A 12,551-nucleotide genomic window follows, 5' to 3' on the forward strand; every position below is an offset into this window, starting at 1 on the left:
GTCTTCCTCTCGGCCGCGCGCGAGGATGCTCATGCCGGCGACAGCTCGGTGAGGTGGACGCGTCTCGGCGCACGCGCGCCGATCACCGACCACGCCCGGCCTGCATGCGGGCGCGCGTAGGGCGGAAGCTCGCGGGCGCCGACCAGCTGGCGGAGGTCGGCCGGGTGCTCACAGCGGATGAGCACCTCACCGACTGATCTCACGCGTTGCCACACGGGCCAGTTGCGCTGCCATGTCTCCGCATCAGCGACCACGATGCATCGCGGTCCCACACCTTTGGGCTCGGTGCCGACGGCCACCACCTCGCACGCAGGATACGCGTCGCGCATCCGGGCGATCACCTCCTCAGCTCCGGGACTGACGACGCCCGTGATCGCAGAGGTCGGAGCCCACGCCGCCATCGACGGTGCCGCGGTCCGGTCGACTTCGCTTTCGTCGACCCAGGCCAGCTGCACTTCGTGGTCGCCCATCCTGGCTCGCCCGGGAGCGCGGTCGCGCACGAATCCCGACGACTCTCCCCCGGCCGCCAGATGCTCCATCCGGTTCGGCATGCGCAACAGCACTCGACGCGGCAGCAGATCGAGCACCCGCCCCAGCGCTCCGCTCGCTCTGGTCGCGGTCAGGACGAAGGTCGTCCCCCGCGCTGCACGAAGAACCTGCTCCCAGCGGTGGACGAACTGCTGGCCGTACTCCGGTGGCAGAGCGGCGGTAAGCGCGTCCAGGTCGTCGCCCAGCACGACCGCAGGAGGACGCTCCCTCCCGTCCGCCCATGCGGCGAGCAGATCCCAGGCGTCTTCAGGGTCGCTCGGCAGCCAGACGGCGTCGTGGCGCTGCGCCGCGACCGCCCTCAGCGCCGCGGTGCGGCCGGAGCCGGGCGCACCGAGAAGCGCGAGTCCTCGCTCGCCTGCGCACCGCAGCAGCACCGCTGGCTGCGACTGGCGGCCGGGGTCGTCGGCGCGACCGAGGACCACCGTATCGGGCGACGGCCCGGCTGCGTCGATGACCTCCGAGAGTGGGAGAACGGCAGGAAGAGCGGGGAGCCACGGGCTGGGCGGCACATCTGCTTCCGCCCACCGCATCCCGACGTCCCTCAGATCGGCGGCCGCGGTCAAGGCGACGCGGATCGCGACGGGCTCGTCGTCCGCAGGCCGCCGCACCAGCCCGTGCCCGCGCGCGCTCGCGTCGCCCGCGAGCATCGCGGCCGCGTCCGTGCCGATCATGAGTCGGCTGTCTGCGACGTCTCCGACCCGCAGACTGATGCGAAGGGGGCAGTTCGCGGCCAGTGCGTCTCTGATGACCCCGGACGCACGCTGCGTGCCGATGATGAGATGCATGCCGAGCGCGCGGCCGCGGGCTGCGATGTCGGTGAACACCGCGCCCAGGTCGGGGTGTTCTGACAGCAGGGCCGCGAACTCGTCGACCACGATGACCAGCCGCGGCATCGAGACATCACGCACATCACGAACTCCCGCAGCGGCCAGCACCGCCTCTCGCCGCCGCAGCTCCGCCGTGAGGCTGGAGACGCCACGCCTGGCGCCTTCCTCGTCGAGGTCGGTGATGACCGCGACCACCTGCCGCAGCGCGCGCAACGGTTCGAATGCGGTGCCGCCCTTGAAGTCGGCGAGCACGAAGGTCACGCGGTCCGGTCCATTCACCGACGCGATGGCTGTGACCCAGCTGACGAGCAGCTCGCTCTTGCCCGTCCCCGTCATACCGGTCACGATCGCGTGCGGCCCGTCGCCGACGATGTCGACCGTGATGCTCCCCCGCTCACCGAGACCGATCGTCGCGGCCAATCCGTCTGCGTCCTGAGGCTGTGCGAGCTCGGAGAGCGACACCGCGTCGGGGAGCACATCGACCTCGTCGCCCCGATGCGCGAGCTCTGCACCCACGGCGCCTGCCTGCGCGAACGACAAGCACTCGACGGCGATGGCGATCGAGCCGTTCGGGGTGCGCAATGTCCCCCGTCGCGGTTCGATGATGTCGATGACCGTCGTGATGCCCTCTGGCACGTCTTCTTCGACCGAGGCCAGCCAGATCATCGCATCCGCCTGCGGCCGTCCCTCAGCGGTCGAGCCGACCCCCACCCGGAAGCCGCCTCGATGCCCACGTCGCGTATGCGGGAGACTCTCGAACCCGTAGGCGGAGAGGGCGGCACCGCCCGGATCTGCGCCGACCAGGGACAGTTGTGCGGCGCTGAAGCGCAGACACAGCTGCACGATCAGGGCCCTCGCCGCCGCCTGGGTCAGCGGTCGTGGGCCTCGGAGACAGATGCCTCCACCGATCGGCACTGCGATCGGCGCATCCTCGACCACACCGCATCGTTCGCGGAACTCCCGCCCACGGGCATCATCTCCGCCGCTGCAGCGCACCTCACTGGTCGCCCCGCCTGCGCCGACGACGACGGGCGTGATCGCGTCGAGCGGTTGAACCCCGCGAAGAGGCGGCTGCGCGATGCAGTTCGCCGCGTCGGGGCGCCGCTGCCAGAGCATCTCGCGCTCGTCACTGTGCCGGCGGAGCAGCTCTGCCTCGGCTTCGGCCCACTCCGCTTCGTTCTGCTTCTCACCCTGTCGACGCTCGCGACGCCGGGTGCGTGCGGAGTCCACGAGCGAGGCCCCGATCATCAGGGGCCCCAACGCCGCGAAGCACAGCGCGAGGAGCGAGCCGGTGACCGTCCACAGCACCACGCCCGCCGCGATCGGCACGAGCGCCGCCAAGAACGGCAGCGGGGCGCGACGCGAGGCGGCCGGAGCCGTCGGAAGTACGATCGGAAGGGAGTCCATCCCCCCAGTGGATCGCATCGCGATCCTGGGATGAGCGCTGTCCACAGCGCGGGACGGTTACTCCGCGGTGTTCTCGATTGGGGAGGACGAGTCGTCTTCTGCGGTCACCTGGACGATGATGAGCGTGACGTTGTCCCGTCCGCCGTTCTCCAGAGCCGCTGCGAGCATCGCATCGGCGGCCGCACCCGGGTCTTCGTGTTCCCGGAGGAAGTGCTGGATGCCGTAGTCGGTGAGCTCTTTGGTGAGACCGTCGGAGCAGATGACGAAGCGGTCACCTGCGCGCACATCGATGGAGACGTAATCGGGGGCCGTGAGCTCACTCGCTCCCACCGCGCGGGTGATCACGTTGCTGTACGGATGCCCTTCGGCCTCTTCCGGGCTGAGCTTCCCCGCCGTGATGAGTTCCTGCACGACCGAGTGGTCTGTCGTGATCTGGACGAGTCGATCGTCACGGAGCAGATACACGCGGGAATCGCCGATGTTCAGTGCGATCCAGTGCGATTCGTCACCGTCGGCGTCGGCGTCGAAGTAGACCCCTGTGAGCGTCGTCCCGGTGCCTTCGTCGGTCGTCTCGGGGTGGTCGGCGATGTCACCGACAGCCAGCTCGAGCGCATTCTCGATCGACGGACCATCGACCTTGCCTGAGGAGACCACAGCCTGCAAGCGGGCGACCGTGCTCTGGCTGGCGATCTCGCCACCGGCGTGACCACCCATCCCGTCGGCGACGATGAACAGCGGGTAGTCGGCCAGGAAAGCGTCCTGGTTCGTCTCGCGGCGTCGGCCTTGATCGGTGATCCCGGACCACGACAGCAGCAGCGGGCGCTGCGCAACCGTGATTCGGTGCGTCTTCGTCTCAGCCACGTGCTGCCTCCGATAGGCCTGCGGCGGATCGGACGGTCGCAGGATACTCACAACACATCGTAGTAGAAGTCACGCGCACCTCGATCACACCTGGGCTCCAGCATCCACCGGCAACGGGAAGAACTCGTCGATGACGACCAGATCCTCCGTCGTCGTGCCAGCACGTCCGAAGTCGTCGCAGCCTGGGCCTGTGGAGGACACGGGGAGACCGGAAGCACCCACGCGGCGCTGCGACAAGACCATGTCATCCACGTTAGCGGCCGCTGAGGATCGTCCACCACCGAGACAGCACAGGGCCCTCGACCGGGGTCGAGGGCCCTGTGTCAGACGATCACGCCGGAGGCTGCGTGGGGTCGGCCGGCGGAGCTGCGGGCGGTGCCGGCGGAGCTGCGGGCGGTGCCGGCGGAGCTGCGGGCGGCGCAGGCGGGGTTGCCGGCGGCGCCGCGGGAGGAGCCGGCGGCGTGGTCGGCGGAACCGGGGGAACCGGTGCGCCGGTCGCCGGAGCTGCGGGACCTGCAGGCGGTGCGTAGCCGGGCTGAGCGGGCGGCGCGTAACCGGGCTGGGCCGGCGGCGCGTAACCCTGCGCGGGGGGTGCGTAGCCCTGGGGCGCGCCGTAGCCGGCCTGCGGAGCCGCAGCCGATGCCTGAGCGGGGATCCCGTCCCACACCGTGCGGTCGCCGAGCAGGCTGTTCGCTGCCCAGGAAGCGGGCTGGATGCCCGCGTTCCAACGCGACTTGTCGAACGCGTTGATACCGAGCCACACCGGCGGCAGGAAGAAGTACAGAACGACCCAGACGGCGTCCTTCTGCAGCTTCAGGCCGACCCGCCACGCGGCGATCAGGTCGATGACGCGACCGGCGATACCGATGAGCGGGAGGATCAGGAACCATCCCAGGAACGGGATGATCGAGCCGATGATACCGCCACCGATCAGGTACAGAACGAGCCAGGGACTCAGGTCACCGAGCTTGTAGAAGATCATGGTGCTGTAGACGGGCACCCAGGCGCGCCACTTGCCCTGCACTCCCGCCTTCTCGAAGATCTTCATGTAGAACCACGAGTAGAGCGCGTAGATGGCGAGTGGCAGGATCGTGTAGACCAGGATCAACGCGACCAGCGCGCCGCCTGACAGGCCGTCATAGCCGTAGTAGTCGTTCATGGTTCCCTCCAGAAAATTCATGATGCGGCATCATGCGCTGAACACACTAGCGTGTCGCGGGGTTTCCCCGCAGGTCTCTTTCGCCGTCTGGCATGTTCGGGTCGCCGCCGTTCGCGGACGAAGCGTCCCTCCTCGCACGGAAGACGACTCACTCCTCGACGACGAGCTCCAGAATGCCCGGCTGTGCGCCGTCGCGGAAGACGATCCCCCGCTTCTGCGCCCACGCGCGAAGGCCACGGAGCGAGCTGACACGCGGCCGATCCTCGGCGATCGCCCGCACGAGCAGGCCCTTCGACTTCTTGTTGAAGTGGTTGAGGGCTCTTCCGTGTGCGGTCACGACACGGACGTACGCGGAGGAGACGGCACTCGGCACGGGCCCGAGCGCGACGTAGGCCTCGCTGCGCAGGTCGAGGACGAACGACGGGTCGGCCTCGGCGATCGCTGCGGAGGTGGCTTCGGCCCAGTGCCGGCGAAGCGCCGGGAGTCCGGGTAGTGAGGTCCCGGCGGCGAGGCGGTAGGTGGGAAGAGCGTCGAGGGCTCCGACCGGGCCCAGCGGAGCGCTGTGGATCCACACGTGCTCTCCCAGCCACCGTCGGGAGACCGCGGAGAGGGAACGCGCATCGAGCGCATCGAACAGCACGCCCGTGTACCGGTCGATCGCCGGCATGGTGGGCGACGATCGAAGCGCCCTGTTGTGTGCGATGTCCCCCCGCTGCCGCTCGCTCAGCTTGAGCACGCGTCGTGCGGCCTCTTCATCGGCGGCGAGGTCGATCAGCGCCTCGAGGACCGCCGACCGTCGCTCGTTGAGCGACGGAAGCACGAGCGAGTCGAGATCGAGAGGGGAACCGTCGCCACCCTCGTGTTTGGTCTCCGACGGAGGGAGCAGGATCTTCATGAAACCTCTGTGGATACAGACGCGTCCGCCTCGGAACCCGTGCGGGTGCCGAGGCGGACGCGTGAAACAGGTACTGCTAGGCGATGAGAGCCGCGTTGCCGGCAACGATCGTCAGGGTGTCGCCCTCCATGGAGAGGAACCCGTCCTGCGCGTTGGCCAGCACCTTGGTGCCATCCGACTGGGTGATGCGAACCTGGCCCTCGGCGAGGATGGCCAGCACCGGCTCGTGGCCGGTCATGAAGCCGATCTCACCCTCGACGGTCTTGGCGACCACGAGGCTCGCCTCTCCCGTCCAGACCTCCGCATCAGCGGAGACGAGGCTGACGTGCAGCGCCATGGTCAGCCGTTCTCCTTCTGGATCTTCGCCCACTGCTCTTCGACGTCGGAGATGCCACCGACGTTGAAGAAGGCCTGCTCGGCCACGTGGTCGAAGTCACCGCGGGTGATCGCGTCGAACGACTCGATGGTCTCCTTCAGCGGGACGGTCGAACCCTCGACGCCCGTGAACTTCTTGGCCATGTAGGTGTTCTGCGAGAGGAACTGCTGGATGCGACGTGCACGCGACACGACGATCTTGTCTTCCTCGGAGAGCTCATCGACACCGAGGATGGCGATGATCTCCTGCAGTTCCTTGTTCTTCTGGAGGATCTGCTTGACCGTCGTGGCGACGCGGTAGTGGTCCTCGCCCAAGTAGCGGGGGTCCATAATGCGCGACGTTGAGGTCAGCGGGTCGATGGCCGGGTACAGACCCTTCGAGGCGATCTCACGAGAGAGCTCGGTCGTCGCGTCGAGGTGGGCGAACGTGGTCGCCGGAGCCGGGTCGGTGTAGTCATCGGCGGGCACGTAGATCGCCTGCAGCGAGGTGATCGAGTGGCCGCGCGTCGAGGTGATGCGCTCCTGGAGCACACCCATCTCGTCGGCGAGGTTCGGCTGGTAACCCACGGCGGAGGGCATGCGGCCCAGCAGCGTGGAGACCTCGGAACCGGCCTGCGTGAAGCGGAAGATGTTGTCGATGAAGAGCAGCACGTCCTGCTTCTGCACGTCACGGAAGTACTCCGCCATCGTCAGAGCCGACAGGGCGACGCGCAGACGCGTTCCCGGCGGCTCGTCCATCTGGCCGAAGACGAGGGCCGTCTTGTCGAAGACGCCCGCCTCTTCCATCTCGTGGATGAGGTCGTTGCCCTCACGGGTGCGCTCACCGACACCGGCGAACACCGACACACCACCGTGGTCCTGCGCGACGCGCTGGATCATCTCCTGGATGAGGACGGTCTTGCCGACACCGGCGCCACCGAACAGACCGATCTTTCCACCCAGCACGTACGGGGTGAGGAGGTCGATCGACTTGATGCCGGTCTCGAACATCTGAGTCTTGGACTCGAGCTGGTCGAAGTTCGGCGCCTTGCGGTGGATCGGCCAGCGCTCGGTCACCTCGATGGTCTCGCCGGGCTCGAGGTTGAGCACCTCGCCGATGACGTTGAACACCTTGCCCTTGGTCACGTCGCCGACGGGGACCGAGATGGCCTCACCGGTGTCGCGGACTTCCTGGCCGCGGACGATGCCGTCGGTCGGGTTCAGGGCGATGGCGCGGACGAGGTCGTCGCCGAGGTGCTGAGCGACCTCGAGCGTGATCTCGGTGGACTCTTCGCCCATCGCGATCGTGGTCTTCAGCGCGTTGTAGATGTCGGGGATCGAGTCATGAGGGAACTCGATGTCGACAACCGGACCGTTGACGCGTGCGACGCGCCCGACGACCGCGGTCGCCGGCTGGTCAGCCGGAGCGGTGAGGGTCATTTTCGTCTCTTTCCTGATGGTCTATTTGCTCGAGAGGGCGTCGGCGCCGCCGACGATCTCGGCGATCTGCTGCGTGATCTCCGCCTGGCGCGCGTTGTTGCGCAGACGGGTGTAGTCGGTGATGAGCTTGTCGGCGTTGTCGCTGGCCGACTTCATAGCCTTCTGCGTCGCCGCCTGCTTCGCGGCAGACGACTGCAGGAGCGCGTTGAAGACGCGGCTCTGGATGTACACCGGCAGGATCGCGTCGAGAACGGTCTCGGCATCCGGCTCGAACTCGTACAGCGGGTAAACGGTGTTACCGGCTTCCGACTCATCGGCTTCCGTGATCTCCAGCGGGAGCAGACGCACGGATTCGGGCGACTGCGTCATCATGCTGACGAAACGGTTGTACACGAGGTGGATCTCATCGACGCCGCCATCCTGTCCCCCGCGGGAGAAGGATTCGAGCAGCGTCGCGGAGATCTCCTCCGCGGTGTGGAACGACGGGGTGTCCGTGTCGCCGGTCCACTCCGCAGCGGCGGCGAGGCGTCGGAACTGGAAGTATCCGACGGCCTTGCGACCGATGAGGTAGAAGACCGGCTCCTTGCCCTGCTCGCGCAGGAGCTCTGCGACCTCGAGACCCTCACGGAGGATCTGCGAGTTGAAGGCTCCGGCGAGACCGCGGTCCGAGGAGAAGATCACGACCGCGGAGCGGGTGATGTTCTCGGACTCGCGGGTCAGCGGGTGATCCACGTTCGAGTGCGTCGCGACGGCCGACACGGCCCTCGTCACGGCACGCGCGAAGGGTGTGGACGCTTTGACGCGTGCCATCGCCTTCTGAATGCGCGAAGCCGCGATGAGTTCCATCGCCTTCGTGATCTTCTTGGTCGTCTGAGCAGAAGAGATCTTCTGCTTGTAGACCCTGAGTTGAGCGCCCATATGTCAGTACCTCACGCGGTTACGCGCGACGACCCTTGACGATCTTCTCCTGGTTGACGTCCTCAGCCTCGGCTGCAGCGTGCTCCTCGTGGCCCGGGGCGCCGATGGCGTGTCCCTTGCCACCCTGGAACTCCAGGATGAAGGCATCCGTCTGCTTCTCGAGCTCTGCGACCGTGGCGTCATCGAGGACGTTGGTGTCGCGGAGCGTCTCGAGAACCTTGGTGTTGCGACGCAGGTAGTCCAGGAGCTCGCGCTCGAAGCGCAGGACGTCCGAGACCTCGATCGAGTCGAGCTTGCCGTTGGTGCCGGCCCAGATCGAGACGACCTGCTCCTCGACGGGGTACGGCGAGTACTGCGGCTGCTTGAGCAGCTCGGTCAGACGCGCACCACGGGAGAGCTGACGACGCGAAGCCGCGTCGAGGTCGGACGCGAACATCGCGAAAGCCTCGAGGGAGCGGTACTGCGCGAGCTCCAGCTTCAACGTTCCGGAGACCTTCTTGATCGACTTGACCTGAGCGTCACCGCCGACTCGCGAGACCGAGATACCCACGTCGACCGCGGGACGCTGGTTCGCGTTGAAGAGGTCGGACTGCAGGAAGATCTGGCCGTCGGTGATCGAGATCACGTTGGTCGGGATGTAGGCCGAGACGTCGTTCGCCTTGGTCTCGATGATCGGGAGACCCGTCATGGAACCAGCGCCGAGCTCGTCGGACAGCTTCGCGCAACGCTCGAGCAGACGCGAGTGCAGGTAGAAGACGTCACCCGGGTAGGCCTCGCGGCCCGGCGGGCGGCGCAGGAGGAGCGACACGGCGCGGTAGGCCTCAGCCTGCTTCGACAGGTCGTCGAAGATGATGAGGACGTGCTTGCCGCCGTACATCCAGTGCTGGCCGATGGCAGAACCCGTGTAGGGAGCCAGGTACTTGAAGCCGGCGGGGTCGGATGCGGGAGCGGCCACGATCGTGGTGTACTCCAGCGCACCGGCCTCTTCGAGGGCGCCCTTCACCGAAGCGATGGTCGAGCCCTTCTGACCGATCGCGACGTAGATGCAGCGAACCTGCTTGTTGACGTCGCCCGACTCCCAGTTGGCCTTCTGGTTGATGATCGTGTCGATCGCGATGGCCGTCTTACCGGTCTGGCGGTCGCCGATGATCAGCTGACGCTGGCCACGACCGACGGGGATCATCGCGTCGATGGCCTTGATGCCGGTCTGCATCGGCTCGTGCACCGACTTGCGCTGCATGACGCCGGGCGCCTGGAGCTCGAGGGCGCGGACGCTCTCGGTCTCGATCGCGCCGAGTCCGTCGATCGGGTTGCCGAGCGGGTCGACCACGCGGCCGAGGTAGCCGTCGCCGACCGGAACCGAGAGGACCTCGCCGGTGCGGGTGACTTCCTGACCGGCCTCGACACCGGTGAACTCGCCGAGGACGACGACACCGATCTCGTGCTCGTTCAGGCTCTGTGCGAGACCCTTGGTGCCGTCGGCGAAGATGACGAGCTCGTTCGCCATGACGCCGGGCAGTCCCTCGACGTGCGCGATGCCGTCGGCCGCGTCGATGACGGTGCCGACCTCGGTCGCCCCGGCCCCGGAGGGCTCGTATGCTGCGGCGAAGTCCTTCAGCGCGTCACGGATGACGTCGGGGCTGATCGATAGTTCTGCCATTGTCTTCCCTTTGTATCTGGGTGCGCGGTTCCCCGCGCGAAGTCGTGTTAGCCCGCGAGCTTCTGGCGAAGGTCGGCGAGTCGTGCGGAGATGCTGCCGTCGATGACGTCATCGGCGATCTGCACGCGCAGGCCTCCGACGACGGCAGGGTCGATGACGACGTTGAGCGATACCTGACCGTCGTAGCGACGCGAGAGCGAGTCGCTGAGACGGGCGCGCTGTGCGTCTGTGAGGGCGGCCGCAGTGTGCACCGTGGCGACCACTCGACCGCGCTGGCTCGAGACGACGCTCATCGCCCGGTTCAGCAGCCGTCGGACTCGACGCCCGCGCGGCTCGCGCACGAGCGACGTGATGATCAGCGTCGTCGCGGAGCCGGTGGAGCCTTCGGCCAGGAGACGCTCGACGAGCGCACTCTTGGCGTCTTCTCCGCCGACGCGGCTACCCAGAGCGAGTTCGAGCTCGGGGTTGGCCGCGATCACCCGGGAGAAGCCGAAGAGCTCCCCCTCGATGTCCGTTCCGGGCTCGGCGATCGCTGCCGCGCGGATCGCGAGCTCCTCGATACCGTCGACGAGCTCGCCCGCGTTGGACCAGCGTTCTGCGACGACGGTCTTCAGGACGCCCTGGGCACCTGCGGAGAACCCGCCGAACACCGCGGCGACGACATTCTGTCGTGCCGCGGCGGGAGCGGAAGGATCAGCAAGCGCGCCGCTCAGCTGGGACGATGCACTCACGGCATGCGCGGCAGCGAACAGCTCCCGTGCGGTGTCGAGAGTGACGTCCTTCGCTGCGGCAAGCGTCTTGATGGATGCCGCGAGTGCCTGAGTGGTCGCGCTGCCCATTACTGAGCCGCCTTCTCGGATGCCTCGAGCTCGGCGAGGAAGCGATCGACGACAGCCGTCGCACGCGCGTCGTCGGAGAGCGTCTCGCCGACCACGCCACCGGCGAGGTCGATCGCGAGGGTTCCGACCTCGCTACGCAGCGAGACGAGAGCGGTCTGACGCTCCGCTTCGATCTGCGTGTGCGCGGTGGCGGTGATGCGTGCGGCCTCGGTGGTCGCAGACTCCTTCGCCTCGGCGACGATCTTCTTGCCGTCCTCACGGGCGGCTTCGCGGATCTCACCGGCCTCGGTGCGCGCCTCAGCGAGCTGACGCGTGTACTCCTCGAGTGCCGCCTCCGCCTGCTTCTGCGCCTCGTCGGCCTTGGCGATGTTGCCCTCGATGGCGGCGGACCGCTCGTCGAGCATCTTCGTCAGACGGGGAAGGGCGACCTTCCAGACGACGACGAGGATGACGATGAACCAGAGGCCCGACCAGATGATGTCGTACCACGCAGGGATGAGGGGGTTGTTCGGCTCACCCTCTGCTGCGAGGTTCGTGACAAGAGCGTTCAGCATCCTGTCTCCTTCAGAAGTCGGTGAGGATTACGGGAAGGGGATGAATGCGACGGCGATGCCGACGAACGCAAGTGCCTCGGTGAAGGCGATACCGATCCACATGAGGACCTGGAGACGACCGGCCAGCTCGGGCTGACGAGCGACACCCTCGATGGTCTTGCCGACGACGATGCCGACGCCGATGGCCGGGCCGATGGCTGCGAGGCCGTAGCCGACCGCTCCGAGGTGACCGTTGATTTCAGCGAGAACCGTAGTAGCGTCCACGGGTTTTTCCTTTCGTTGGGTGGGAAGGCTGATGCCTGCCCGCTCAGTGCTCTTCTGCGACCGCGAGCTGGATGTAGACCGCGGTGAGGACGGTGAAGACGTATGCCTGGAGGACGGCGACCAGCATCTCGAAGAGAGTGAAGGCGCCACCGAAGGCGAGGGTTCCGACACCGAGTGCGGCCCAGCCGCCACCTGCGGTGAAGAAGAAGAACTGGGTCGCGGAGAACGCGAGGACCAGGATCATGTGCCCCACGACGAGGTTCATGAGAAGACGCAGCGTCAGCGTGACGGGGCGCAGGATGAACGTCGAGATGAGCTCGATGATCGCGACGATCGGCATCGCGGCGACCGGCACACCCTGCGGGAACAGGGAGTTCTTGAAGAACTTGAAGCCGTGTCGCTTGATACCGGCGTAGATGAAGGTCACGTAGCTGACGACGGCCAGCGTGAGCGGCACCGCGACGATCGCCGTTCCCGGCATGTTCAGGAACGGGATGATGCCCGTGATGTTCATGAACAGGACCATGAAGAAGATCGTGGTCAGGATCGGCAGGAAGCGGTCACCGTCCTTGCGACCGAGCATGTCGTGGGCGACGTTGGTCCGGACGAAGCCGAGCCCCATCTCCACGAGGCTCTGGAAGCGGCCGGGGACGACCTTCATACGGCGAGTGCCGAGCCAGAGGATCAGAACCACGGCGATCACCGCGAGCAACTGGACCAGGTGGATCCGGTTGACGGGGATGGGGCCTACGTGGAAGAGGATCTCCGGAAAGAAATCGTCGATCGAAGGGCCGTGGAACTCGCCGTCGGAGGCGAGTCGGGGG

12 protein-coding genes are annotated in these 12,551 nt (G+C 67.0%); all 12 read right to left on the reverse strand.

Annotation, left to right across the window (positions count from 1 at the left end; all coding sequences use genetic code 11):
* Positions 1 to 29: 29 nt before the first annotated feature.
* Positions 30 to 2,783 carry an FtsK/SpoIIIE domain-containing protein gene (locus ASC55_RS04060; RefSeq protein ID WP_055872822.1) on the reverse strand — a complete coding sequence of 918 codons (2,754 nt, stop codon included), beginning with the start codon at positions 2,781 to 2,783 and terminating at the stop codon, positions 30 to 32.
* 57 nt (positions 2,784 to 2,840) lie between these two features.
* Entirely contained in the window at positions 2,841 to 3,644 is an 804-nt protein-coding gene (locus tag ASC55_RS04065; protein ID WP_055872824.1) for a PP2C family protein-serine/threonine phosphatase, read from the reverse strand.
* Positions 3,645 to 3,975: 331 nt separating this feature from the next.
* Positions 3,976 to 4,824: a DUF5684 domain-containing protein gene (locus ASC55_RS04070; protein ID WP_200935135.1), complete on the reverse strand. Its 849-nt coding sequence runs from the start codon at positions 4,822 to 4,824 to the stop codon at positions 3,976 to 3,978.
* 127 nt (positions 4,825 to 4,951) lie between these two features.
* Complete coding sequence (locus tag ASC55_RS04075) at positions 4,952 to 5,698, reverse strand: YaaA family protein (protein ID WP_055869000.1); 747 nt, start codon at positions 5,696 to 5,698, stop codon at positions 4,952 to 4,954.
* Positions 5,699 to 5,774: 76 nt separating this feature from the next.
* Positions 5,775 to 6,035 (reverse strand): F0F1 ATP synthase subunit epsilon, encoded by a 261-nt coding sequence (locus ASC55_RS04080; RefSeq protein WP_017830988.1) that lies wholly within the window; start codon positions 6,033 to 6,035, stop codon positions 5,775 to 5,777.
* A 2-nt stretch (positions 6,036 to 6,037) separates the two neighbouring features.
* Complete coding sequence (atpD, locus tag ASC55_RS04085; protein ID WP_017830989.1) at positions 6,038 to 7,492, reverse strand: F0F1 ATP synthase subunit beta; 1,455 nt, start codon at positions 7,490 to 7,492, stop codon at positions 6,038 to 6,040.
* Positions 7,493 to 7,513: 21 nt separating this feature from the next.
* Positions 7,514 to 8,410: a F0F1 ATP synthase subunit gamma gene (locus tag ASC55_RS04090; protein WP_017830990.1), complete on the reverse strand. Its 897-nt coding sequence runs from the start codon at positions 8,408 to 8,410 to the stop codon at positions 7,514 to 7,516.
* A 19-nt stretch (positions 8,411 to 8,429) separates the two neighbouring features.
* Positions 8,430 to 10,070 (reverse strand): F0F1 ATP synthase subunit alpha, encoded by a 1,641-nt coding sequence (gene atpA, locus ASC55_RS04095; protein WP_017830991.1) that lies wholly within the window; start codon positions 10,068 to 10,070, stop codon positions 8,430 to 8,432.
* 47 nt (positions 10,071 to 10,117) lie between these two features.
* Positions 10,118 to 10,909: a F0F1 ATP synthase subunit delta gene (locus tag ASC55_RS04100; protein ID WP_055869001.1), complete on the reverse strand. Its 792-nt coding sequence runs from the start codon at positions 10,907 to 10,909 to the stop codon at positions 10,118 to 10,120.
* Positions 10,909 to 11,463 (reverse strand): F0F1 ATP synthase subunit B, encoded by a 555-nt coding sequence (locus ASC55_RS04105; RefSeq protein ID WP_017830993.1) that lies wholly within the window; start codon positions 11,461 to 11,463, stop codon positions 10,909 to 10,911. Before ASC55_RS04105 ends, ASC55_RS04100 begins: the two co-directional genes overlap by 1 nt.
* Before the next feature lie 27 nt (positions 11,464 to 11,490).
* Entirely contained in the window at positions 11,491 to 11,727 is a 237-nt protein-coding gene (atpE, locus tag ASC55_RS04110) for an ATP synthase F0 subunit C (protein WP_017830994.1), read from the reverse strand.
* Positions 11,728 to 11,770: 43 nt separating this feature from the next.
* Positions 11,771 to 12,439, reverse strand: coding sequence for a F0F1 ATP synthase subunit A (gene atpB / locus ASC55_RS04115; protein ID WP_017830995.1), 669 nt, complete (start codon positions 12,437 to 12,439; stop codon positions 11,771 to 11,773).
* Between the last annotated feature and the right edge of the window lie 112 nt (positions 12,440 to 12,551).

It is taken from the genome of Microbacterium sp. Root322, assembly GCF_001425645.1.
Classification (GTDB): Bacteria; Actinomycetota; Actinomycetes; order Actinomycetales; family Microbacteriaceae; genus Microbacterium; species Microbacterium maritypicum.

What these genes read in the sequence shown, in the direction of transcription:
- ASC55_RS04075 (WP_055869000.1), bottom strand. Translation starts at nt 5,698, where the DNA reads ATGAAGATCCTGCTCCCTCCGTCGGAGACCAAACACGAGGGTGGCGAC.
- atpA (WP_017830991.1), bottom strand. Translation starts at nt 10,070, where the DNA reads ATGGCAGAACTATCGATCAGCCCCGACGTCATCCGTGACGCGCTGAAG.
- ASC55_RS04105 (WP_017830993.1), bottom strand. Translation starts at nt 11,463, where the DNA reads ATGCTGAACGCTCTTGTCACGAACCTCGCAGCAGAGGGTGAGCCGAAC.
- ASC55_RS04060 (WP_055872822.1), bottom strand. Translation starts at nt 2,783, where the DNA reads ATGGACTCCCTTCCGATCGTACTTCCGACGGCTCCGGCCGCCTCGCGT.
- atpD (WP_017830989.1), bottom strand. Translation starts at nt 7,492, where the DNA reads ATGACCCTCACCGCTCCGGCTGACCAGCCGGCGACCGCGGTCGTCGGG.
- ASC55_RS04100 (WP_055869001.1), bottom strand. Translation starts at nt 10,909, where the DNA reads ATGGGCAGCGCGACCACTCAGGCACTCGCGGCATCCATCAAGACGCTT.
- ASC55_RS04090 (WP_017830990.1), bottom strand. Translation starts at nt 8,410, where the DNA reads ATGGGCGCTCAACTCAGGGTCTACAAGCAGAAGATCTCTTCTGCTCAG.
- ASC55_RS04070 (WP_200935135.1), bottom strand. Translation starts at nt 4,824, where the DNA reads ATGAATTTTCTGGAGGGAACCATGAACGACTACTACGGCTATGACGGC.
- ASC55_RS04080 (WP_017830988.1), bottom strand. Translation starts at nt 6,035, where the DNA reads ATGGCGCTGCACGTCAGCCTCGTCTCCGCTGATGCGGAGGTCTGGACG.